Consider the following 21,452-nt stretch of genomic DNA (forward strand, 5'->3'; position numbering starts at 1 on the left):
GGGTAGAGTCGACTGTCAGTCGACTGCTCTTCTCGCCCACGCTGGAAAGCCCGCGCTTCGCGCGATAGTCGACTAACAGTCGACTCTACCTCGTCGGTTTACTGGCGGGTTCGCTCGATTCCAGACGACTGCGTGCTTCTGCAGTCGACTGCACTTCTCGCGCGCGCTGGAAAGCCCGCGCTTCGCGCGATAGTCGACTGGACAGTCGACTCTACCTCGTCGGTCTGCTGATGGGTTACACCGTCACCACCACCTTGCCGATCTGTTCGTTCGATTCCAGATAACGATGCGCGTCCTGGATCTGCGCGAACGGAAACACCCTGGCGATCTTCGGTGCCAGCAAGCCCTTGTCCAGGCCATCGACGATGAAGGCCTTGGCACGGGCCAGCACGGCATCGTCGGAGACGATTTCCGAGTACAGGTAGCCTTTCAGCGTCAGCGACTTGCCCAGAACGTTGAACAGCGGGAACGGGGTCGGTTCGCTGCTCAGCGCGCCGTACTCCAGCAGGATGCCACCGCGCGCCATCGCTTCGGTCAACGCGTTGAACTGCGGGCCGCCGATCGGATCGAACACCACGCGGGCACCGCCGCCGCCGGTGATGCGCGCCACTTCGGCTGCCAGATCCTGTTCCTGGGTGGCGATGACATGGGCGGCACCGGCATCGAGCAGGGCCTGGCGCTTGCCCGGGCCGCGGGTCACCGCGATCGGGGTGGCACCCACGGCATTGGCGATCTGGATCGCAGCCAGGCCGACACTGCTGCTGGCGGCGGTGATGATGACGAAATCGCCGGCCGCCAGATGCGCCTGCTCCAGCAGTGCGCCCCAGGCAGTCACGTACTGCATCCACACCGCGGCGGCCGTTTCCAAGTCCAGTGCCTGTGGGTGCTTCACCACCAGCCGCGCCGGTACATTGGCCAGTTCGCCATAGGTGCCCCAGCGCGCGATGTCCAGCGGCGGCACCACACTGACGGCATCGCCAATGGCGAACCCGTTCACGTCATTGCCGAGCGCTTCGACCACACCGGCTGCTTCATAGCCCAGCCGGCTGGGGAACTGCGCTTCCTGCAGGTAGGCGCCGTTGCGGAACATCACCTCGGCGCGGTTCAGGCCGATCGCCTTTACCCGGATCTGGATTTCGTCGGCGGCGGGGGCGGGAACGTCGATGTCGTCGATGCGCAGTACATCGGCGTTGCCATATTCGTGGATGCGGACAACCTGGCTCATGGGGGAACTCCGGGGAAGGACCGGCGATCAGGCCGGCGGGGAAGTGGCCGCTACTATGCACGTGGTCACTATCCAGAATAATGGGTAATCTTGCGTTTCATTGAAAAACAATTGTTTGCAATGGACCTGATCGCTCCCCTGCGGACCTTCGCGAAAGTCGCCGAGGTCGGCTCCTTCGCCGCTGCCGCCGAGGCCCTGAACCTGTCGCCGCAGCTGGTCGGCAAGCATATCCAGGCGCTGGAGCAGCACCTGGGCGTGCGCCTGCTCAACCGCACCACGCGCAAGCAGAGCCTGACCGACTTCGGCCAGGCCTATCTGGCGCGTGCGCAGGTGATCCTGGAGGAAGTGGAGGGCGCCGAGCAATTGGCAGAAGTGGCGCGTGGGCGGCCGATGGGACGCCTGCGCATCAGCGCACCGGTCACCTTCGGCGTGCACGCACTGGGCCCGGCGGTGGTGGCCTACATGCAGCAGTACCCGGACGTGCAGGTCGATCTGAACCTGTCCAACAGCCTGGTGGACATCGTTGAAGACGGGTACGACCTGGTGTTCCGTACCGGTGACCTGGCCGACAGCGGGCTGGTGGCGCGACGGCTGGGGCCGTATCCGCTGGTCCTGTGTGCGTCGCCAAGCTATCTGGCTTCGCGCCCGGCCATCACCCATCCCAATGACCTGAGCCGGCACGAGTGCCTGGGCTTCGCGCATTCGATCATCCGCACACGCTGGAGTTTCCGCGATGCCGATGGCAGCGTGCTGACCGTGCCCGTGTCCAGCCGTTTCATGGTCAACCAGGCCGAGCCGTTGTTGACCGCCGCGGTGGGTGGGTTGGGGCTGATCCTGCAGCCGCACGAGATGCTGGCCGCCGCACTCGCGCGTGGTGAACTGGTGGAAGTGCTGCCGGCGTTCGTGCCAGTGTCGACCTGGATCAATCTGCTGTACCCGCGTGATCGCCAGCTGACGCCCAAGCTGCGCAGCTTCCTGGATTTCTGCGTGGCACGTTTCAACGAGCAGACGATGGCGCGGCGATAGCGCGGCATCGGTTGGCATTCCTGCCACTGTCTGCGAAGGATCGCCCTGTGATGTCTCTTCCGCTGCCGGAGCTTACCGTTGGCTTCCTGCTGCTGGCGGCGTTGTCCGGCGGCAGCGAGATCGTGGAGCAAACCCCTGCGCAGGCGCTGGCCGAGTGGGAGCTGCAGGGACGTGCTGACGGCCTGGCGCGACCGGACACCCGCTGCCAGGATTTCCTGCAGGCGATGGGGCGGAAGCCTGCAGGCCTGGAATACGTAGGCTGCAGCCAGGACGACACGTCCTACATCAAACCGATGCAAGCCCACTACCGTGTTGCAGGTGCCCGTGCCGAGCAGGTCGAAGCGTATCTGCACACGACATTCGGCATGCCGATGCTGCGTTACACCTGCTGTGGCTGGAGCAATGGCGGGCCCTACAGCTGGCGCGAAGGTGCAGACACGGTGAGGTACCAGATCGGGATGGGCATTGAATCGCTGCCGCATCAGCGGAGCGAGTGGAAGCGCATCGAAGCATTCGACGTAACGGTTGAGGTGCTGCGGCAGAGTCCCTAGCGTGGATGCGGTAGGTGGATCCTTGGTCCAGGATGCGTGCAGCTGCTTCTCTGCACTGAGCTGGCGTATTCGGTTCTGATGGGCACGCCGGATCGACGTTACCCGGTCGGTGCCGGCACCCGTACCATCTTCGTCATCAGATGCTCCACCACGCCTGCAGGATCGGCAGTACGACCGACATGCGTGCTCGACATCTGCACAACCGAGCTGCGCTTGGCGGTGAGGAAATGGAAGCGCGCGCGTGCCGGCAGCTGCGCAATCGGCCCGGCCGTGGCGTCACCGCGGCAGATCGCCACGATCGCATCCAGCCACGGCTGCAATGCCTCCTGGTCCAGCGCCGGCGCGAATGCGCGCAGGCGTGCCGGATCGATCTCGATGGCTGCTTCCAAGTGCCGTGCACCGGGACAGGACACGATCACCCCGACATTGATGAACTCTTCGCGTTCCACCCGCGGTACCACGCGGATGACCGCATAGTCATACGTGTGCAGCGTGGGCACGGATGGCCTCCTGCACGAATACCGCACGCACTTTCAGGCGGTGCTTGAGATAGTCGATGTAGCCCTGCCGATAGGTCTGCGGGCTGTCGAACGCCGGCTCGCCCACCAGCCAGCTGTCCGGCACCAGGCCGACGATGCGCTCGATCTCGGCATCGGTCAGGCGTGCAGCCAGCTCGGCATCGACCTCGGCGATGCGGTTGGCGAACGACAGCAGCACATGGTCGCGGATCAGCACGAACGGCTTTTCGCAGGCATCGCCGGCGTTGGCCCAGTCGTGATGGAAGTACATGGCCGCACCGTGATCGATCAGGTACAGCTTTCGATGCCACACCATCAGGTTCGGATTGCGCGTGGTGCGATCGACATTGCTGGTGAGCGCATCGAACCAGACGATGCGCGAGGCCAGATCGGCATCCACCGGCATCGCCGCCGGGTCGTAGTTGATCGCACCGGGCAGGTAGTCCAGGCCCAGGTTCAGGCCCTCGCTGGCACGGATCAGCTCCTGGATTTCCGGGTCCGGTTCGGTGCGGGCGAACTCGCGGTCCAGCTCCACGAACAGGATTTCCGGAATCGGCAGGCCCAGCGTGCGCGCCATTTCGCCGGCGATCAGCTCGGCGATCAGCGCCTTCGGGCCCTGGCCTGCGCCACGGAACTTCAGCACGGCCATGCCGTCGTCGTCGGTCTCGACCACGGCCGGCAGGGAGCCACCTTCCCGCAAGGGAGTGATGTAGCGGAGGGCATGTACGGTGCGCATGGGCGCATTCTAGCGTGGTGCGGGTGCAACCCCCTGATCGGCGAGGACCGAGTTCGGCCTTCACCTGTCCCTTCCGCCTGCGATGGCAGCATCGTGCTCCAGGAACCCTTGGGTTCATGGGCGTACTGGCATTCTCGATGCAGAGGCTTCAGGCCGGGCACCTGCTCGGCTGCCAGCGACGCGCACTGCGAAGCGGAAACCTCATCCACGATGTCCTGCAGGCTACGGAGGTGCACCGATGAGCGACGAATTCACTCCCATGCTGCCGCCCTTGGACGACGCCAAGGTCGAGGAAATGATCGGCAAGGTCGTACTGGTAGGTGTGACCCGCTATGGCGGCGACGGCCAGGTAAAGGGGCTGGAGCAGTATGCCGGCACGGTGCTGCGCATCAGCGCCGACGAGGGCGTGGTGCTGGCCGACGAGAATGATGGCCACGAGCGCTACCTGCCGCCGATGCTGGACCAGTACCAGCCAGCTGAGCCCGGGGAGTACCGCATGCACACCAGTGGCATGATCGTGGTCGACCCCGACTACCTGGCCACCTGGGACCTGCACGCGCAGCAGTAGTGCCAGGCCAAGTCTGGCAGGTACAACGGATTGCCCTGTTGGAACCGAACTCAGCTTGCGCAGCCGTTCGGGCAATCTGCGGGTCAGCGGGCTCAATGCCTGACGATCGGGCCAAAGATCGGGAAAGATCTCAAATTTGAGATCGTCCCGATCTATCCCGGTGGTGAAATGTCGAACAAGCCTGTCCTGGAGGTCGTCACTCCCACACATGTTGGTCAGCTCGAACGCTTCGATCGCTTCCCGGTCTTCGTCGACTGAGAGGCTGTGCTTGATTACGGGAGCTTATGTGACATCAAGATCATTCCCGGGCCCTAGATCGATCAGCCGTTCACCAAAGAATAGGCTGTCGGCGGAACCCGTGAAATACTGCCGATCCATTGAGCTGCAGGGGCGAATTCAGTAGTTGGGAAGCTCAATCAGGCAACGGGTACCAATGGCTATCTTCCGCATTGCCAGTCGTTGGTGGACCACCGTTCCGACGAACACTTGGAACAATGGACGGTATTGGCTCAAGTCAGGGGAATCCCAAGAATCTTCACTTGAGCAGATATCGAAAAAGCGCATTACTGGTCTGTTGCGCATCTGCGCAATCGTGAATAGATCCTCCCTCAGATTGAGTACGACATGCTGCCCAGGCTTCCATCTGATAGTACCTGTCGACCTTTTGGCTGGATCTGAGGGATTCATAGGCTTGTAGAGCGATAGAGGATCGCCCCATCCTTCTGGCGGACAGTGATCGTGTCCTCGCACCACTCAAGACTGCCAAGTCGATGGGCAAAAATGATTTCGTCCGGCAGACATTCCAGGATGACCTCCCTCAGCACGGTATGACCGTCCTTGCTGATGTCCAGTGTCATGCTGAAGTTGTTTGGTTTGAGGCTGCAGTGGAGCGTTGCTCGAACCCGATCAGTGCGATAGTACTTGGTTTGGTGCACCCATTCGTTCTTGTACCCGCCGGCCCTGAATTCGGCAATCCCGTCGAGGATCTCCGAAATCGGGATGACGTGGTGTTCTGCCAGACCGGAGAGTCCGTCCAGGATCATGGCGATGTAAAGCTCGTGCCTGTTGTCATCGTCAAGTGCTTCATAAACGCTGGCGTTAAATGAAACACGCGGAACAACGGCATGGGCGCCCTGCACAGCCCATGTTGCCGTTTCCAGCTTCGATCCTTGAATACAGATCTTGTTGAAGCCAGCCGTTCTGAAACGCAGCTTCTTGAGGTGGCGCTCCAGGTAATTGCAGATATATCTGGTTTTGAATCCGAATGTGGTGCCCAGCGAAAACCCGAGATCTGAGATTGGATCGCCCCAATGCTCGTCTGGGTTCAGGTAGAGATAGATATTGCGCAGGATCATGAATTACAGGGTAGAAGATCGCATCTCCAATTTTTGGCGCGGTCGAGACCTGCATCCCATTGTTGACTCGAACGGCAATTTGCGCGGACAGAGCCGAAATTCGCTGGGACCCTTGGCCCGAAAGGCTTAGCGCGCTCTGCGGCTGGCTGTTGACAAGCGGGGAGGCTGCGCTTCGGGCCGCACTTTGCCCCATCCGGCCACTAGCCCTTCCGGCCCATTCACGACAACCCCTGCGGTGCTAGATTCGGGCCTATGCCCGATGCCGGGTACCCATTCACACTCAGGGGATAAGGATGCTGATCCGTCGAACCTCTCTGGCGGCGGCTGTTGCCGTTGCCACCGTCGGCCTGCTGGCCGCTGGCCCGGCCCTTGCCGACTACGCGAAGCCGCCGGAGCACCTGCTCAAGGTGCTGAAGGCACCGCCGCCGCCGGCGCCGAACGTGGCCCCGGGCGGCCAGCGCCTGCTGCTGACCACCGCGCAGACCTATCCGTCGATCAGCCGCGTCGCGCAGCCGTACCTGAAGCTGGCCGGCGTGCGCCTGGAGCCGAAGAACCGCAGCCGCCATGACACCCCCGGTGGCTACGGCATTCCGGCCTGCGTGGCCGACTTCACCCTGGTCGATATCGCCAGCGCCAAGGAGACCAAGATCAACCTGCCGCAGGGTTGCGCGACCGGCGCGCTGTGGTCGGCCGATGGCAGTCATTTCGCGTTCCAGAACGCAGTCGATACCAGCGTGCAGCTGTGGGTGGGTGATGCGGCCACCGGGCAGGTGAAGCAGATCCCGAACGTGCAGCTGAACCCGATCTTCGGCAACACCGTGCAGTGGCTGGGCGGCAGCCAGAACCTGCTGGTGAAGCTGGTGCCGGCCAACCAGGGCCCGGCGCCGTCCAATGGCGGCGTGCCGACCGGCCCGGACGCGCAGGAGTCGCTGGGCAGCAGTGGCGAGAGCAGCACCTATGAGGCGCGCGACACGCTGACCAGCGTGCATGACGAGAAGCTGTTCGCTTACTACGGTGCCTCGCAGCTGGCCGTGGTCGACACCGCCGCCGGTAGCGTGCGGCCGGTAGGGCAGCCGGCGTTGTTCAACGATGTCAGCGCCGCGCCCGATGGCGTGCATGTGCTGACCGAGTCGATCAAGGCACCGTATTCGCATGCGGTGACCTACCAGCGCTTCGCCAACGACGTGGCCGTGCTGGATATCGCCAGCGGCAAGTCCACGCCGATCGCCAGCCTGCCGCTGGCCGACCGCGTGCCGGTGCACGGCGTGCCGGAAGGCCCGCGTGGTTTCGACTGGCGTGCCACCGATCCGGCCACCTTGGTCTATGCCGAAGCGCTGGACAAGGGCGACTGGAAGGTCAACGTGCCGCATCGCGATCGCGTGCTGATGCTGAAGGCACCTTTCAACGGCAAACCGACCGAGATCACCCGCACCACGCAGCGCTTCGAAGGTTTTGCGTGGACCGCCGATCCGGCCGTGGCGTTCCAGTACGAGAACGACGAGAACCGCCACTGGATGCAGACCCGCGTCGTCGATGTGGATCAGCCGAAGAAGGAAGGGCGCCTGCTGTGGGACATGTCCAGCGACGAGCTGTACGCCAACCCCGGCAATCTGGTGTTCACCCGCCTGCCGAATGGCGCCCAGGTCGTGCGCCGTGAGGGCAACCATGTGTTCCTCAGCGGCCGTGGCGCGTCGCCGCAGGGCGATCGTCCGTTCCTGGACCGCCTTGACCTGGGCACGCTGAAGAGCGAGCGCCTGTTCCGCAGCAGTGCCGACGCCTACGAACAGTTCCTCGGTTTCAGCAGCACGCCGGGGCGCTACCTGACCTGGCACCAGTCGGTGATCGATCCGCCGAACGCCTTCATCCGCCAGCAGGGTGAGGCGGTGGCCGACGCGAAGGCCGGCGAGGCGCAGTTCGCGTCCACCGCCACCGCGCTGACCAAGCTGGTCGACCCGACCCCGGAAGTGCGCCAGATCAAGAAGCAGCTGGTGACCTACAAGCGGGCCGATGGCGTGGACCTGTCGTTCACCCTGTACACGCCGCCGGGCTACAAGGAAGGCCAGCGTGTGCCGGCGATCCTGTACGCCTACCCGGCCGACTTCGCCAACGCCGCACAGGCGGGCCAGGTATCGGGTTCGCAGCAGACCTTCACCCGCCTGCAGCCGTACCGCCTGATGCTGCTGGCCGGCTACGCGATCATCGACAACGCCTCGTTCCCGATCGTGGGCGACCCGAAGAACGCCTACGACACCTACCTGGAGCAGCTGGAAGCCGATGCCAAGGCTGCGGTGGACAAGGCCGTGGACATGGGCGTGGTCGACCGCAACCGCATCGGCGTGACCGGCCACAGCCACGGTGGCCTGATGACCGCCAACCTGATCGCCCACACCAACCTGTTCAAGGCCGGCGTGGCGACCAGTGGCTCGTACAACAAGACCTTCACCCCGTTCGGCTTCCAGAACGAACGCCGATCGGTCTGGCAGGCGCAGGACGTGTACCTGAAGGCCTCGCCGTTCTTCTATGCCGACAAGATCAAGCTGCCGCTGCTGCTGGTCCACGGCGAAGACGATGCGAATCCGGGCACCGAGCCGTTCCAGTCGCGCAAGCTGTACCAGGCGATCCGCGGCAACGGCGGCACCACCCGTCTGGTGATGCTGCCGAACGAGCCGCACTGGTACACCGCGCTGGAGTCCAACGAGCAGCTGGTGGCGGAAATGCTGAACTGGTTCGACACCTACGTGAAGAACGCCAAGTAAGGGAACAGGAAGGCCACCTCCGGGTGGCCTTCCTGCATCCTGCTGTAGCGCCGAACCGACGTTCGGCGATCCGTCCGCCTGTAAACAGTTGCAAGTGCCCTGCAATCAACTGTGGAGACTCGGTAACGACGTGTTACCGGCACATTCGCATGCCATGCAAATGGTCTAGGCTGAAGCTGTAAGTCCGTTCCGGGTCGGTGCAATGAAAGCCATCCTTCTTGCTGCAACGTTGTCGTTGTTCCTGGTCTCAACTGCGGGCGCCCAGTCGCTGCCCGCCGAACTGGCGCAGCTGGGGATCATCGCCGGCATGCCTTACGTCAAGGCCAAGCGCCTGCTGGATGCGGCCGGTTGGCAGGTGAAGCCGATGGAGGGCGCGCCGGAGTCGCTGGAAGGCTTTCCGGAAGTCGGATGCCAGAAGGGTGGGAAGCAGTGTGCGACGACTTTCGAGAAGGGCGGACAGCAGGTCGCGGTGCGGCTGGGCACTACCCTGGCAGGGCAGCCGTTCGTGCAGGGCGCTGATTGAGCGCCTGCTGCGCTCACGCCAGCGGCAGGCGGTCCTGCGCGTGCGCCAACCGGTCGTGCAGTTCGCGCACGTGCTCGGCCTTCGCATGGATGCGCGTGGTATCACCGAAACTTCGCAGATAGGCGCAGGCGGCAAAGCCAGCGCTCTTCTTCTCGTATTCGGCAATCCAGGCCAGGCGGTCCGGGTTGTTGGCCTGTTCGGCTGACCACGCGGCCACCGGTGGGCGGATGCGGTACTTCAGGCCGACGCGCCACGGCTTCGGTGTCAGTCGCGCACGGAAGCAATGCTGCAGCCGGCACATGCGCGCGTAGAGGGCGTCGGTGCCCAGTGCCTTGAAGAAGGCCTGCAGCTGCTCGTCCTCGGGGGAGAACGTGGCATGCATGGCCAGCACGCGTAGTCCGGCCGGCGTGCGGTACGCGCGCAGATGCCAGTCCGGATGCTGTTCGCTGAAGGTCGCGACCCGCTGCAGCGCTACACCTTCGGCGCCACCGGCCGCGGCCAGGCGCCGCTTGCGCTGCATCAGCATCGCCGTGTTGACCAGCAACACCGCCGCCACCCCCAGTACCAGTCCCACCAGCCAGTGCCAGAGCAGGGTGCCGATGATGGCGCCGGCGAACAGCAGCACTGCCGCGATGATTGCAGGCAGCACGCAACCTGCCGGCGGCTGCGCATGGTCGATGTCGGCGAACAGCACATCAGGGGTATTGAGGCAGAGCGCACCGTAGCTGTTGCGGGTGATGATGACGTCACCGTCGCGCTGCACGATCTGCTCGCGGATCGGAACGCCTTCCACGCCGTAGTTGCTGCGCACTTCGCGACGCGGCAGCACCTGCCCGGCAAGAATGGCATTGAGTGCTTCGTTGGCACGGCGGTCGGCGTGACCCTGGGCTTGGGCTGGGCCTTCGTCGGACCAGCCAAAGCGGCGCACCACCACCGGCCGGCCACGGAAACGGGCCTGCAGGCGGGCTTCGGCCCAGTACGCGGGAACGATCATCATCGTGCGGTGCTCCATCTTCCATGGCAGGTGCCGAAGCGAGTCTGGCACAGCGCCGGGGCGCCCGCATCCGCCTGCTGCAGTGGGCCGGGCGGAGTGATAGATTGCGCGCTTCGCATGCACTCCACCAAGGACGGAGCGATGTTCATTAACCTGCGCGGCCTGTTAGCCCTGGCCTGTGCCGGGGCGATGGGCGCGGCCACCGCAGCGGTACCGGCAGGGCCGCAGATCCTCACCGAGGATGCCAGTCGTTTCTATGCACTCTATGACAGCGCTGGCGGCAAGCCGAGCGTTGCGCAGCTGCGTGGATACATGGCGGAGGGTTCGGCCGGCCTGGCCGAGTTGGCCAAGGCACGCCGGGTCACTCCGGAGCGGATTGCCGAGTCCATCGCCAGCCAGCCGGAGCTGTATGCGCAGGGGCGGAACTGCCTGGCCGAGCTGCCGGCGGTCAAGCAACGGCTGGTACAGGTGTTCGCCAACCTGCAGGCGATCTACCCGCAGACCCGGTTCCCGCCAGTGACCATCGTGGTGGGCCGCGGCCGTCCTGTAGGGCTGACGTCGAAGAGCGGGGTGATCATCGGCCTGGAAGCGTTGTGCGCGGCCGACTTCATGCATCCCAATGTGCAGGACCGCTTCGTGCACGTGATCGCACACGAATACGTGCACATCCAGCAGACCGGCCTGACCGACTTCGAGCCGGGTGACCCGCAGGCGACGGTGCTGCGTGTTTCGCTGGGGGAGGGCATCGCCGAGTTCATCGCCGAGTTGATTTCCGGCAACGTGGGCAACGGGCGCCACGCGGCTTGGACCCGTGGCCGCGAAGTACATATCGAAAGCGCGTTCGCGCTGGATCTGGACAGCACCGATCTGTCGCCATGGCTGTACAACTACAAGCCGGGCTCGCAGGAGCCTTACGACCTGGGGTACTGGGTGGGTTATCGCATCGCCAAGGCCTATTACCTGCAGGCCAAGGACAAGCGTGACGCGGTGCGAGCGCTGATACAGCAGGACAACCCGAAAGCGATCCTGGCCGCCAGCGGCTGGACGCCGGGCATGTGGATGCCGGCAAAGGTCACGGGTGTGGCGGCGCGTACGGCTGCACGCTGAGCGCAGCACAGGGCGCTAGACTGCTGAAGTTGATTTCAGGAGTACCCGCATGCGTGGACCTGTTGAGCTTGCCGCCGTGACTGTCGTGACGCTGGGCCTTGCGTTGGTTTCTCCGCTGGGTGCCGCAGAAACTGTCGCAGTCAATCCACTGCTGCTGACGCCTGTCGAGCAGTTGCGCCCCGACGAGGTTCGTTTCATGCAGCAGCGCTTGGCCGACTGGCCGCAGCTGCAGCACTATCGCGACGCCAACGCACGGTTGCCTGCCGCAGTACCCGGGCAGCCACGCGTAGTGTTCTTCGGCGATTCCATCACCGAAGGCTGGGGCAAGGATGGCAGCGCTGGATTCTTCCCCGGCAAGGGGTGGCTCAATCGTGGCATCAGCGGCCAGACTACGGCACAGATGCTGGTGCGGTTTTCCCAGGACGCGCTGGCGCTCAAGCCGCACGTGGTGGTGATCCTGGCCGGCACCAACGACATCGCCGGCAATACCGGCCCATCCACGCAGGGGATGATCGAAGACAACCTGCACGCGATGATGGAGCTGGCCCGTGCACATGGCATCGCCGTGGTGCTGGCCTCCGTGCTGCCGGTGAGTGAGTACCCGTGGATGCCGGGCATCACGCCTGCGCCGAAGGTGCGCGCATTGAATACGGCGTTGAAGCGCTATGCCGAGGCGAAGCAGCTGGTCTATCTGGACTACTACACGCCGATGGCCAATGCGGCTGGTGGCCTCGATCCGCAGCTGGCCGAGGACGGCGTGCATCCCACCGCGAAGGGCTATGCGGTGATGGCGCCGTTGGCCGAAGCGGCGGTCAAGCGCGCGCTGCAGCAGAAGTAGCTCCCGCGGGCAGACTCGCCAGCAGCCACTCGCAGAAACTGATCACCAGCGGATCGGCCGCGCTGTCCTGGTGCACCAGCCAGCTCCAGCGCGGGCCGCGCACGCGCGCCTCATCCAGCGGTAGCAGCAGGCCTTGATCGCAGGCGCGGGCCGCCAACAACTCGCTGACCAGGGCGATGCCCAGCCCTTGGCAGGCTGCATCCAGCAGCTGCCCGGGCTCGGAGAAGTTCATGCCTTCGCGGCGCTGGCCAACATCGGCGCCCCCCTGTACCTGCCACTGGCTCCAATCCATTTCGCGCTCGCCATGCAGGGTCAGGCGTTCATGCACGGGCGTGGCCAGCAGGTCGGGATGGCAGGCCGGAAAGAGGCGATCCTGCAGCAGCACGCGATGCTGGCACTGGGCCTGTGAGTCCAGGTCGTCGCGTACCGCCACGTCCAGCGTCTGCGTGGTCATGTCCGGCGCGTCCTCGCTGGTCAGCAGCCACAGGTCGGCGTCGGGATGCAGGCGATGGAACCCGGCCAGGCGTGGCACCAGCCAATGGCGCGCAAAGGCCGGGCTGGTGTTGACGATCAGTTGATTCGGCTTGCGGTACTGATCGAGCCGGCGGATGCCACTGGCCAGCTGCCGCAGCAGGGACTGGGTGGTTTCCAGCAGGTCGATGCCGGCGTCGGTGAGGGTGACGCTGCGGCCCTGCCGGAAGAACAACGGCTGCTGCAGCGAGGCTTCCAGGCCCCGGATCTGCTGGCTGATGGCCGACTGGGTCAGATGCAGTTCCTCGGCGGCCCTGTGGAAACTACCCAGGCGGGCGGCGGCCTCGAAACCACGCAACGCGTTCAGCGGTGGCCAATGCTTGAGCATTTCAGGTAAGTAAAACTGTTCAATTGATGGCTGAAGCTATCGTTTGTTCTTATGGATGGGCAAGCGCAGCATAGCTTCCATCCCACACCGGCCCTGGAGCCCGTCATGAGCAGCCGTCGTCACTTCCTCACCCAGCTGGCCGGCGCCGCTGGTCTTGGCGGCTTGGCCGCCCTCGGCCTGGCAGGGCTGCCGGGCCGCGTGGCTGCAGCGGGGCCGGGCGCGGGTATCTGGCGGATGCCCGACGAGCACGGCCCGCAGGAGCGCGTCTTCCTGGCCTTTGCTGCGCAACCGCGGGTCTGGGGTGCGCAGGCCGACGCGGTGAACACCGCCGTCGCCCGCCTGGCCCGCACCATCGCCCGCTATCAGCCGGTCAGCGTGCTGTGCCGCCCGGCGCAGCGGAAGCTTGCGCAGGATCGCTGCGGCCGCGACAACATCGAGTTCCTCGAGGTGCCGCTGGATGACATCTGGGTGCGCGACTACGGCGGTTGTTTCGTCACCGATGGCAAGGGCGGGCTGGGCCTGGTTGATTTCAACTTCAACGGCTGGGGCGGCAAGCAGAGCGCACGCAACGATGGTGCGGTGGCGCCGTGGCTGGCGCAGGTGACCGGTGCCACGCTGCTGGAAAGCGATCTGGTGGGCGAGGGCGGCGGCATCGAAGTCGATGGCCATGGCACGGCCATCCTCACCGAAAGCTGCTGGGTGAACCGCAATCGCAATCCCGGCTGGTCGCGCACGGATATCGAGGCCGAGCTGAAGCACCACCTCGGCCTGCGCAAGGTGATCTGGCTGCCCGGCATCGCCGGCGAGGACATCACCGACGCACACGTGGATTTCTATGCGCGCTTCGTGCGTCCGGGCGTGGTGATCGCCAACCTGGACAATGATCCGGAGTCCTACGATCACGACCTGACCCGCGAGCACCTGGAGATTCTGCGCGGGGCCACCGACGCCGATGGCCGTCGCCTGCAGGTGCACACGTTGCCGCCACCGCTGGACGGGCGCGACAACGTGCATACCCGCCACAACGACGACCTGGCGATGGGTTACGTCAACTACCTGCCGATCAATGGTGCGGTGGTCGCGCCGCAGTTTGGCGACGACGCTGCCGATGGCTACTGCCGTGAACTGCTGGAGGATCTGTACCCCAGCCGGGAGATCGAGCCGGTGGACATCGACGCGATTGCGGGCGGCGGAGGTGGCATCCATTGCGTGACAAAGAACATGCCGAAGGTCGGGTGACGCGCTTCAGGCGTGGTCCTGCTTCAACGCGGCATCGGCCGCCAGCAACGCCTCGGCGGCCGCGCTGAGTGGCGGCGAGGGCGGGGCGACCACGCCGATCGCTTCCATCATCTTTGGCATGCCCAGGAACTGGCGTGAGCGGCGGTCGTAGATGCCGGTGACCAGCAGCGCGCGCGTGGCGATCTTCTGCTCAGCGCCGATCAGTACGCGCTGCTCCATGATGCCGCGCGAACCGACCCAGCCCACCAGGCGCGTTTCCAGGGTGAAGCGCTGGAACGGCTTCAGCTCGCGACGGAACTGGATGGTGCCTGCGCCGACGATCGGTGCCCACTTCTCGCGCAGCGCCACCCGGCCCAGGCCCATGCGCAGGATCAGGTCCAGCCGGCCCAGGTCGAAGATGTTCCAGTAGCGGCCGTTGGTCATGTGCAGGTTGCTGTCCAGATCGTTGGGCAGCACCCGGAACTGCAGGCGAGACACCCCGAACGGGGCCTCCAGCTTGGGCCGGAACAGGCTGCACAGCAGCAGGTGGAGCAGGCGGAACCAGAGATTCATGGCTATGACGACTGTTATAGAACGGCCGGTACGCTAATCTATGACGACTGTCTTAGCAAGGCGATCACCGTGAGCCCACGACCCTCTGATGCCCCGCAACGGGTGATTGATGCCGCAGCACAGATGCTGGCGCGGGTAGGCCTCAATGCCACCAGCATCCGTGAGGTGACCAAGCTGGCCGAGGCGCCGCTGGGCTCCACCTACCACCACTTCCCGGGCGGCAAGCAGGAACTGCTGGCGCGCGCCACCTACATGGCCGGCGACAAGGTGGAGGCGCTTCTCGTCGAGCTGTTGAAGGGCGGGGCCGTGCTGGGCCTGCGGCAGTTCCTGGCAATGTGGCGCGAGCGCCTGCTGCGCTCCGGGTTCCGCGCGGGCTGTCCGGTCCTGGCCGCGGCAGTGGAAGAGCCGGTGGAAGCCGTGCCCAGCCAGCCACGTGTTGCCGCTGCCGAAGTGTTCGCGCGCTGGCAGGGGCATCTCGCCGCAGCCTTCATTGCCGACGGCCACGATCCTGCGGCGGCGGATGGACTGGCCAGCCTGGTGATCGCCAGCGTGGAAGGCGCCGTGGCGATGTGCCGCGCACTGCAGGACATCGCCCCGTTCGACCAGGTCGCAGCGCAGTTGCTGAAGGCGACCGCGCCGCCCTGATCCGGCTATTCGTGTGCGGGAGACGCGCGGCAGGTCATCTGAAGATCACCAGGTAACCCCAGCCGAGCACGATGGGCAGGAAGGCTGCGACGGCCGACGCGCCCAACCAACGAAGGTAGCTGCGGGAGGCGGGCGCTCCCTGCCGCTTGAGGGCCCAGGCATTCGCCGGGAGCACCAGCAACGCCTGCACCGCAAAGGTGACCACGGCGGCAAGCCAGGCCACCAGGACGCCGAGGCAGCCATCGCTGAAGCAGCGGCTACCAAACCACGAACCCCAAGCGGCGAGGCCAATCATTGGAACGAACATCACGAGCGCGGTGGCGCGGGTGAACTGGGAGGCCTGCATGCCGTGGCGCATAGTTCTTCTGGTGGAAAATCATAATCCAGCCGCCGGCGCGCGGGTACAAGGCCGGCGCCAGTCCGGCCCGTGGCAGATGGACCCACGGCCCCATCGCGCTAGAATCCGTCCACCACCGCCTACGCGTGCCCGGCAAGGATGTCCGCATGCAGTATCAGGTTTCTGAGGTCCCTGGCCGCGATGCCTCCCGTCTACGGGTGGCGGCATGAAGAACTCGCGCCATTTTTCCATCAGTGCATTGAAGCTGCCCAGGAGCCGTGGCGGTGAAGTCGTGCGTGCGCGGCGGCACCTGCAGCAACGTGGCTGGCCCCGTCTGCAGATGGCCTTGATCGTTGCGTTGACTGGAGCCGCCGGGTTCCTTGCCTCGCATCTGCTGCGGCTGGCTGGCGTCGACGCAATGCTGTTGCGCTACCCGATGGCGGTACTGCTGGCCTACGGCGTGTTCCTGCTGCTGATGTGGATCTGGATCCGTTGGCGCTGGGACGACGTGCTGGATGGCCTGTCGTCGGAGGTGGGTGGAGGCAGCCCATCGGCACACGGCGGCGTCGCCGAATCACCGTGGAGCAGCGTCGGTGGCCGTTCTGGAGGTGGCGGCGCGTCAGCTTCGTGGAATGAGTCGGCGCAGGCCGGCGGCGGCGATGCCGGTGAGCTGCCGTTGACCGGCCTGGCCGAAGACGAAGCGGGCCTGCCGTTGCTGGTGATCCTCGGCATCGTCGCGCTGGTGGCGACCGTCCTGCTGGCGAGCATGTGGGTGGTGTGGTCGGCGCCGGTGCTGATGGCCGAATTGCTGGTGGACGCGGCCATTGCCAGTGGCCTGTACCGGCGCATGCAGGGCATGCAGGAGCAGGGATGGTGGCGGGTATGCGTGACGCACACGATCTGGCCGCTGCACGGCCTGCTGCTGTTCTTTGCTGTTGTTGGATGGCTCGCACAGGAACTGGCACCCGGCGCAGTCAGTCTGGCCCAGGCGTTCCGGGCGCTGTAGCGGCGCAAGTGGATGGCCGAGCTCGGCTTTTCGTTCCTGACCTACCCTGCGCTATGATCCGCGCCAAGGCCAAGGCATGTGGCCGGCTGTCAACCACCACGAATGAGGAAGAGCGCATGGATGTCGCTGCACGCAGGAACAGGACGTTGTTTCGTTGGATCATGGTGACGCTGCTGGCAGTACTGATGCCGTTTGCAGCACTGGCGGAGCCCGCAGCCGGGCAGGCCGATACCGCCGAAGCCGCTACCGCCGCGGAGGAGGCGCAATGCCGCGCCTGCAGCTATGAGCGTATCGGGCACAAGGTCGATATCGGGCTGGTTGCACTGGTGTCGCTGCTGGTGGTGGGCCTGCTGATCGCGGCGTCGCGGGAATGGGGCACCACCTCGCAGCGCTGGACCTGCCGCACGCTGTCCCTGCTGCTGGTGGGTGTCGGTGCGGCGTTGCTGTGGTGGGCTGGCAGCGTCGTCTACCTGGGCTACAACCCGTGGCAGGAAATGGCCGCCCCCGTCGATGGCTCGCTCACCTCGACACTGCTCACTACCTCACCGAAGTGGCTGGCGGCGCTGGTGTTGATTGGTTTCGCGCCCTCCATCTGGAAGCGCAGCGAACGCCTGCCGGCCTGGCGTATCGGCTGAACCTGGAACGACGGCGCCGGCTCACACCCGGCGCCGCCCGCGGTAATCAGTCAAAGCGCCAGCGCACGCCCGCATAGACGCCACGGCCTTCGCCTGGCGTCGAGCGCGCGACATCCTTGCCGGCGTCGTCGTAGCCCGGCGTGACCGTGGCCGCGTAGTGGCGGTTGCCGAGGTTGCGCATCTCCGCCCACGCCTGCCAGCGGCCACCGGGTGCGTCGTAGCCGATGCGGCTGCCGAAGATCACGTGGCTGTCGGCCCAGTAGCTGTTGGCGTAGTCCACTGCGATACGCGAGGCGTATTCGGTGTTCAGCGCGGCGTACAGACCGGACGCGTGATCGAAGCGCAGCTCGGCCTGGTAGCAGTGGCGCGGCAGGCCGGGCAGGCGGTTGCTGCCGAAGCGCGCGTCGTGGCGGTAACGGAAATCGCTGAAGGTGTACGCCTGGCGCAACGACAGGCGCCCCGGCGCGGCCTGCCACAGCGTGCTGTCCAATCCGGCTTCGATGCCGCGGTGCATGGTGGGGCTGGCGTTGTTCTCTGCGATGAACAGGTTCGGTACCGGTTGCAGCTCCACGCTCAGCAGCTCGTGGTTGACGTGCGCGTAGTAGCCGGTCAGTTCCCAGCGGCCCAGCGCCGCGTCGCCGCGCGCACCCAGTTCCAGCGTGGTGGCGGTCTGGTTCTGCATCGGTACCGGCGCGCGCTGGCGGCCGGTGGACGGGCCATTGCCCGCCCCGAAGTACTGGTTCGAACCCCAGATCATCGACCACGGATGCGGCGCTTCCACCGAGCGGCTCAGGTTGCCGAACCACTGCGTCTGCGCGCTGTGCTGCCAGGTGAAGCCCAGCCGCGGTGCGTAGTCCCAGTCGTGGTCGCGCAGGCGGCCGCCGCTGCTCGGCCAGGTCACCTGCACATCGCGACGGGTGTTGATCAGTGCCAGCCCGGTCTGCATGAGCAGGCGGTCACTCAAGGTGAGGGTGTTGCTGACGTGCAGCGTGCTGTCGGTGCCGTGGTGGCGGAAGTCACGCGTGCGCGTACCGGCGGCATAGCCGTTGCTGGCAAAGCGCAGCGATTCGCGCACGTCGGCATCCAGGTCGTGGGTGACGCGCAGGCCGACCGTGGTTTCACTGTCCAGCCCGAACAGCCGGTGGCGGTGGCGATAGTCCAGCGTGGCGTTGAGGTTTGCGTAGTCCAGCTGCTGGCGGTACAGGCTTTCGTTCAAGTCCATCGGGTACGTGTGATAGACCAGCCCGGCCTGCAATGAGGAGTCCTCATCGATCTGCAGCGTAGTGACATTGCCCACCCAGGTGCTGCCGGGTTGCGGGCGGCGCGCATCGATGGCCAGGTTGGCTGGATTGGCCGCATGCGGATCGTTGCGGATCTGGTCGCGGGTCAGGCGCCCGGGCGTTTCGTGGTTGGTTTCGCGATAGCGCACGAAGAAGCGCGTCTGCAGGTCGGGCGTGATCTGCCAGCCGATGTTCGCCATCGCACCTTTACCGTCGCCACGCGCATGGCGCTGGTAGCCGTGGAATTCGGTATCGGTGTAGGCCAGGAAGTAATCGACGTCGCCGCTGACACCGCCCCAGCTGAGACCGCGCTTCTGGTAGCCACGGCTGCCGGCCTCGTAACGCAATTGCACGCCAGCCGAATCACGGCCGTTGCGGCTGACGTAATCGATGGCACCGCCGAGTGCCAGCGCGCCACGTTCGAAACCATTGGCCCCGCGCAGCACCTCCACGCGCGACAGCCACAGCGGTTCCAGCAGTTCGTAGGGCGTGCCGCCCGGTCCGGTCAGCGGCAGGCCGTCGATCGCCACGGCGATGCCCGAGGCATGCGCGCCCGGCCCGCGATTGATGCCCGAGCCACGGATCGAGATCTTGGTGCCCTCGTTGCCCGGCGACTGCGCGCTGATACCCGGTTGGTAGGCCAGTACATCGGCACTGCTGGACAGTCGACTGTCGGCCTTGGCCACGTCGATGACGTTGCTGGCGCCAGGCACGCGGTTCAGCGCCTCGCGCGCCTGGGCACTGGCATCGGCGGCAGCGGTGACCCGTACGGCATCAAGGGTGGTGGCCTGCGGTGCGGCGACGGCAGTGGAAGCCAGGCCGAGGGAAACTGCCAGGAACAGCAGGGACGGGGTGGGGCGGTGAGACGGGAGCGACATGCGGGAATGCTGTAAACCACGAAAGTGGCGCGCAAGTTAACAGGTCGCGGACGGTACGTCACCCATCACCGGCGTATGGGGGCGGGTGCGCCTGTAGAGCCGAGCCCATGCTCGGCTATCGCGCGCAGCGCGGGTTTCCTTCGCTCGAAACGAAGAGCAGCCGAGCATGGGCTCGGCTCTACAGAAAGTTACGGCGAGGGCTTGGCCAGCGCTTTGGCCTTTGCATACAGCCGATCAGCCGCTTCTCTTTCGCCCAATGCCGCATGGCACTCAGCCAGGCTGTCCCACGCGTTGGCCGAATCCGGATACAGCTCGGCGTTGAGCGCGAACACTTTCAGTGCTTTGCTGGCACCCAGACTCTCGCGGATGGCATAGCCACTGGCGTTGATCGCACGTTCCAGCTCGCTGCCCGTCACCCGATTGTCATCGCGCAACCAGCTGCGTATCGCCTGGGCACCGCCAGCGTCATCATCCAGCGCATACGCGATCAGCCGCTCGGACAGCACCGCATGCGGAAACTCCTCGGGCGCGACCACCGCCATCGTGCTTTCCACCAGCGTGCTCGACCACACATTGCGCGCACTGCCATTGGTCAGGTACACGAATACCCAGTAGCCATTCGCCAGCGTGCCCTTGTAGGCCAGCCGCGCACGCACTCGGGTGCCGCCATCATGGCCGACCTGGGTGTAGCCGTCGCTGCGGGTGGTGTCCCAGCCGGTGGAGAAGAAATTTCTGCCGCCGCCGGTCAGCTTCTGCGGCTGCCACAGCGTTTCCAGCGTGGCCGTGCGCAGCAGCTTGCCGGTGGCCAGTGCCTGCAGGAAAAGGTTCATGTCACCCACGGTGGTCTGCAGATCGGCATGGCCCCAGCCGTAGTCCGGCCAGGGATCTTCATTGGCCGTCTGTAGTTGGCCGTCCTTGCCAATGTAAGGAACTGCCGCGAGCTGGGCCGGTACGCTGGCCACGCCCCAGGAGGTGCTGGCCATCTTCAGCGGCTGCAGGATGCGCTCGCGCGCGATGGCCGGGAAGGGTTTGCGATAGTGCGCTTCCAGCAACGCCGTCAGCACCAGGTAGTTGGCCTGGGTGTACTGCACGCGGCTGCCGGTGGCGAACTGCATCGGCGCGGCCGCGGCGACCTTCAGGGCCGCCGCAAGATCCGGCGCGACGCCACTGTAGCCCTTGCTCACCCAGCGGTTGTCGACCCGGTCGTAGTACTCGCCGATGCCCGAACTGTGGTTGAGGAAATCGCGCACCGGGATCGTCTTCCATGCGGCCGGCAGGTCCGGTACATAACGGCTGGCCGGTGCCTCAAGATCCACCTTGCCCTGGTCCACCAACTGCATCACCAGCGTGCTGGTCAGCAGCTTGGCCATCGACTGCGCAGTGAAAATGGAATCGACGGTGGCCGGCGCGTGGGTGGCCGGATCACGATCGCCGCTGGCGCCCTGGTAGAGCACCTGACCGTTGTGGGCGACCAGCACCGACTGGCCGGCAATGCCGTAGCGCTCGCGATTGGTCTGTAGCTGCGCGTCCAGCTGCGCGGTGAGCCCCCCTGGAACGTCACGGGCCGAAGCGGGCAGGGCGATGGCCAGGGCACAGAGCAATAGGACAGCAAGCGTGCGGTACATCGCGGTGTTCCGTCAGCGGCGATGGCGCATCTTGGTCACGGTGGAAGAGCAGGTCAAGCAGGTAGAGCCGAGCCGATGCTCGGCTGACTTTGGGCCAGACGTCGTGCACTCGGAAAAAATCGAGCCGAGCATGGGCTCGGCTCTACAGGTAGTTCCGGTAGCGCCGGGCCATGCCCGGCGGCAGTCGTGCAGGGATGCG

The 21,452-nt window shown here is 65.3% G+C and carries 21 protein-coding genes; 11 read left to right on the plus strand and 10 right to left on the minus strand.

Annotated features, from left to right (window positions below):
- Positions 1 to 235: 235 nt before the first annotated feature.
- Positions 236 to 1,225, minus strand: coding sequence for a zinc-binding dehydrogenase (locus ACZK0Z_RS08255; protein ID WP_197633266.1), 990 nt, complete (start codon positions 1,223 to 1,225; stop codon positions 236 to 238).
- A gap of 120 nt (positions 1,226 to 1,345) precedes the next feature.
- Here ACZK0Z_RS08255 and ACZK0Z_RS08260 point away from each other — a divergent pair, with 120 nt between their 5' ends.
- Entirely contained in the window at positions 1,346 to 2,251 is a 906-nt protein-coding gene (locus ACZK0Z_RS08260) for a LysR family transcriptional regulator (protein WP_049430092.1), read from the plus strand.
- Positions 2,252 to 2,301: 50 nt separating this feature from the next.
- Positions 2,302 to 2,802 carry a DUF4952 domain-containing protein gene (locus tag ACZK0Z_RS08265; RefSeq protein WP_049430091.1) on the plus strand — a complete coding sequence of 167 codons (501 nt, stop codon included), beginning with the start codon at positions 2,302 to 2,304 and terminating at the stop codon, positions 2,800 to 2,802.
- 98 nt (positions 2,803 to 2,900) lie between these two features.
- Here ACZK0Z_RS08265 and ACZK0Z_RS08270 read toward each other — a convergent pair whose 3' ends face one another.
- Together ACZK0Z_RS08270 and ACZK0Z_RS08275 are read right to left on the minus strand one after the other, a co-directional pair.
- Positions 2,901 to 3,302: a DUF3037 domain-containing protein gene (locus tag ACZK0Z_RS08270; RefSeq protein WP_049430090.1), complete on the minus strand. Its 402-nt coding sequence runs from the start codon at positions 3,300 to 3,302 to the stop codon at positions 2,901 to 2,903.
- A complete protein-coding gene (locus ACZK0Z_RS08275; protein WP_197633267.1) occupies positions 3,280 to 4,056 on the minus strand; it encodes a HipA family kinase in 777 nt (258 codons plus the stop codon). Before ACZK0Z_RS08275 ends, ACZK0Z_RS08270 begins: the two co-directional genes overlap by 23 nt.
- Before the next feature lie 238 nt (positions 4,057 to 4,294).
- On the opposite strand from ACZK0Z_RS08275, the gene ACZK0Z_RS08280 reads away from it, so the two are divergent.
- The gene (locus ACZK0Z_RS08280; protein WP_010480503.1) at positions 4,295 to 4,624 is read left to right on the plus strand and encodes a hypothetical protein; all 330 of its coding nucleotides are present in this window, start codon (positions 4,295 to 4,297) and stop codon (positions 4,622 to 4,624) included.
- Positions 4,625 to 5,307: 683 nt separating this feature from the next.
- Here the strand turns inward: ACZK0Z_RS08280 and ACZK0Z_RS08285 are convergent.
- Complete coding sequence (locus tag ACZK0Z_RS08285; protein ID WP_197633268.1) at positions 5,308 to 5,979, minus strand: hypothetical protein; 672 nt, start codon at positions 5,977 to 5,979, stop codon at positions 5,308 to 5,310.
- 293 nt (positions 5,980 to 6,272) lie between these two features.
- Between ACZK0Z_RS08285 and ACZK0Z_RS08290 the strand changes: the two genes are divergently transcribed.
- A complete protein-coding gene (locus ACZK0Z_RS08290; protein ID WP_197633269.1) occupies positions 6,273 to 8,735 on the plus strand; it encodes a S9 family peptidase in 2,463 nt (820 codons plus the stop codon).
- Positions 8,736 to 8,937: 202 nt separating this feature from the next.
- On the plus strand, positions 8,938 to 9,258 hold the full coding sequence (locus ACZK0Z_RS08295; RefSeq protein ID WP_197633270.1) for a hypothetical protein: 321 nt from the start codon (positions 8,938 to 8,940) through the stop codon (positions 9,256 to 9,258).
- Positions 9,259 to 9,271: 13 nt separating this feature from the next.
- On the opposite strand, the gene ACZK0Z_RS08300 is transcribed toward ACZK0Z_RS08295, so the two are convergent.
- On the minus strand, positions 9,272 to 10,255 hold the full coding sequence (locus tag ACZK0Z_RS08300; protein ID WP_049427606.1) for a hypothetical protein: 984 nt from the start codon (positions 10,253 to 10,255) through the stop codon (positions 9,272 to 9,274).
- 138 nt (positions 10,256 to 10,393) lie between these two features.
- On the opposite strand from ACZK0Z_RS08300, the gene ACZK0Z_RS08305 reads away from it, so the two are divergent.
- Together ACZK0Z_RS08305 and ACZK0Z_RS08310 are read left to right on the plus strand one after the other, a co-directional pair.
- The gene (locus tag ACZK0Z_RS08305) at positions 10,394 to 11,359 is read left to right on the plus strand and encodes a DUF2268 domain-containing putative Zn-dependent protease (protein WP_049427566.1); all 966 of its coding nucleotides are present in this window, start codon (positions 10,394 to 10,396) and stop codon (positions 11,357 to 11,359) included.
- Between the two features lie 49 nt (positions 11,360 to 11,408).
- Positions 11,409 to 12,197 (plus strand): GDSL-type esterase/lipase family protein, encoded by a 789-nt coding sequence (locus ACZK0Z_RS08310; RefSeq protein WP_197633271.1) that lies wholly within the window; start codon positions 11,409 to 11,411, stop codon positions 12,195 to 12,197.
- Here the strand turns inward: ACZK0Z_RS08310 and ACZK0Z_RS08315 are convergent.
- The gene (locus ACZK0Z_RS08315; RefSeq protein WP_049427569.1) at positions 12,172 to 13,056 is read right to left on the minus strand and encodes a LysR family transcriptional regulator; all 885 of its coding nucleotides are present in this window, start codon (positions 13,054 to 13,056) and stop codon (positions 12,172 to 12,174) included. The two genes, ACZK0Z_RS08310 and ACZK0Z_RS08315, sit on opposite strands and share 26 nt — an antisense overlap.
- 105 nt (positions 13,057 to 13,161) lie before the next feature.
- Here ACZK0Z_RS08315 and ACZK0Z_RS08320 point away from each other — a divergent pair, with 105 nt between their 5' ends.
- Positions 13,162 to 14,295: an agmatine deiminase family protein gene (locus ACZK0Z_RS08320; RefSeq protein WP_197633272.1), complete on the plus strand. Its 1,134-nt coding sequence runs from the start codon at positions 13,162 to 13,164 to the stop codon at positions 14,293 to 14,295.
- 6 nt (positions 14,296 to 14,301) lie between these two features.
- Here ACZK0Z_RS08320 and ACZK0Z_RS08325 read toward each other — a convergent pair whose 3' ends face one another.
- Complete coding sequence (locus tag ACZK0Z_RS08325) at positions 14,302 to 14,847, minus strand: thioesterase family protein (protein ID WP_197633273.1); 546 nt, start codon at positions 14,845 to 14,847, stop codon at positions 14,302 to 14,304.
- 69 nt (positions 14,848 to 14,916) lie between these two features.
- Between ACZK0Z_RS08325 and ACZK0Z_RS08330 the strand changes: the two genes are divergently transcribed.
- A complete protein-coding gene (locus tag ACZK0Z_RS08330; RefSeq protein WP_049427574.1) occupies positions 14,917 to 15,492 on the plus strand; it encodes a TetR/AcrR family transcriptional regulator in 576 nt (191 codons plus the stop codon).
- A 34-nt stretch (positions 15,493 to 15,526) separates the two neighbouring features.
- Here the strand turns inward: ACZK0Z_RS08330 and ACZK0Z_RS08335 are convergent, their stop codons facing one another.
- On the minus strand, positions 15,527 to 15,850 hold the full coding sequence (locus ACZK0Z_RS08335) for a hypothetical protein (protein ID WP_049427576.1): 324 nt from the start codon (positions 15,848 to 15,850) through the stop codon (positions 15,527 to 15,529).
- 205 nt (positions 15,851 to 16,055) lie between these two features.
- Between ACZK0Z_RS08335 and ACZK0Z_RS08340 the strand changes: the two genes are divergently transcribed.
- Together ACZK0Z_RS08340 and ACZK0Z_RS08345 are read left to right on the plus strand one after the other, a co-directional pair.
- Complete coding sequence (locus ACZK0Z_RS08340; protein ID WP_197633274.1) at positions 16,056 to 16,835, plus strand: hypothetical protein; 780 nt, start codon at positions 16,056 to 16,058, stop codon at positions 16,833 to 16,835.
- A 116-nt stretch (positions 16,836 to 16,951) separates the two neighbouring features.
- Positions 16,952 to 17,470, plus strand: coding sequence for a hypothetical protein (locus ACZK0Z_RS08345; protein WP_197633275.1), 519 nt, complete (start codon positions 16,952 to 16,954; stop codon positions 17,468 to 17,470).
- Positions 17,471 to 17,516: 46 nt separating this feature from the next.
- Here ACZK0Z_RS08345 and ACZK0Z_RS08350 read toward each other — a convergent pair whose 3' ends face one another.
- Positions 17,517 to 19,628: a TonB-dependent receptor domain-containing protein gene (locus tag ACZK0Z_RS08350; RefSeq protein ID WP_197633276.1), complete on the minus strand. Its 2,112-nt coding sequence runs from the start codon at positions 19,626 to 19,628 to the stop codon at positions 17,517 to 17,519.
- Positions 19,629 to 19,816: 188 nt separating this feature from the next.
- Positions 19,817 to 21,253: a serine hydrolase gene (locus ACZK0Z_RS08355; protein WP_197633277.1), complete on the minus strand. Its 1,437-nt coding sequence runs from the start codon at positions 21,251 to 21,253 to the stop codon at positions 19,817 to 19,819.
- Between the last annotated feature and the right edge of the window lie 199 nt (positions 21,254 to 21,452).

The sequence above is a fragment of the Stenotrophomonas sp. 116085_Sma genome (genome assembly GCF_056479585.1).

Bases quoted from the DNA above. Each gene is read 5' to 3' on its own strand.
- ACZK0Z_RS08255 (WP_197633266.1), bottom strand. From the start codon at position 1,225: ATGAGCCAGGTTGTCCGCATCCACGAATATGGCAACGCCGATGTACTG.
- ACZK0Z_RS08260 (WP_049430092.1), top strand. From the start codon at position 1,346: ATGGACCTGATCGCTCCCCTGCGGACCTTCGCGAAAGTCGCCGAGGTC.
- ACZK0Z_RS08265 (WP_049430091.1), top strand. From the start codon at position 2,302: ATGTCTCTTCCGCTGCCGGAGCTTACCGTTGGCTTCCTGCTGCTGGCG.
- ACZK0Z_RS08275 (WP_197633267.1), bottom strand. From the start codon at position 4,056: ATGCGCACCGTACATGCCCTCCGCTACATCACTCCCTTGCGGGAAGGT.
- ACZK0Z_RS08280 (WP_010480503.1), top strand. From the start codon at position 4,295: ATGAGCGACGAATTCACTCCCATGCTGCCGCCCTTGGACGACGCCAAG.
- ACZK0Z_RS08285 (WP_197633268.1), bottom strand. From the start codon at position 5,979: ATGATCCTGCGCAATATCTATCTCTACCTGAACCCAGACGAGCATTGG.
- ACZK0Z_RS08290 (WP_197633269.1), top strand. From the start codon at position 6,273: ATGCTGATCCGTCGAACCTCTCTGGCGGCGGCTGTTGCCGTTGCCACC.
- ACZK0Z_RS08295 (WP_197633270.1), top strand. From the start codon at position 8,938: ATGAAAGCCATCCTTCTTGCTGCAACGTTGTCGTTGTTCCTGGTCTCA.
- ACZK0Z_RS08300 (WP_049427606.1), bottom strand. From the start codon at position 10,255: ATGATGATCGTTCCCGCGTACTGGGCCGAAGCCCGCCTGCAGGCCCGT.
- ACZK0Z_RS08305 (WP_049427566.1), top strand. From the start codon at position 10,394: ATGTTCATTAACCTGCGCGGCCTGTTAGCCCTGGCCTGTGCCGGGGCG.
- ACZK0Z_RS08310 (WP_197633271.1), top strand. From the start codon at position 11,409: ATGCGTGGACCTGTTGAGCTTGCCGCCGTGACTGTCGTGACGCTGGGC.
- ACZK0Z_RS08315 (WP_049427569.1), bottom strand. From the start codon at position 13,056: ATGCTCAAGCATTGGCCACCGCTGAACGCGTTGCGTGGTTTCGAGGCC.
- ACZK0Z_RS08320 (WP_197633272.1), top strand. From the start codon at position 13,162: ATGAGCAGCCGTCGTCACTTCCTCACCCAGCTGGCCGGCGCCGCTGGT.
- ACZK0Z_RS08325 (WP_197633273.1), bottom strand. From the start codon at position 14,847: ATGAATCTCTGGTTCCGCCTGCTCCACCTGCTGCTGTGCAGCCTGTTC.
- ACZK0Z_RS08335 (WP_049427576.1), bottom strand. From the start codon at position 15,850: ATGCGCCACGGCATGCAGGCCTCCCAGTTCACCCGCGCCACCGCGCTC.
- ACZK0Z_RS08340 (WP_197633274.1), top strand. From the start codon at position 16,056: ATGAAGAACTCGCGCCATTTTTCCATCAGTGCATTGAAGCTGCCCAGG.
- ACZK0Z_RS08345 (WP_197633275.1), top strand. From the start codon at position 16,952: ATGGATGTCGCTGCACGCAGGAACAGGACGTTGTTTCGTTGGATCATG.
- ACZK0Z_RS08350 (WP_197633276.1), bottom strand. From the start codon at position 19,628: ATGTCGCTCCCGTCTCACCGCCCCACCCCGTCCCTGCTGTTCCTGGCA.
- ACZK0Z_RS08355 (WP_197633277.1), bottom strand. From the start codon at position 21,253: ATGTACCGCACGCTTGCTGTCCTATTGCTCTGTGCCCTGGCCATCGCC.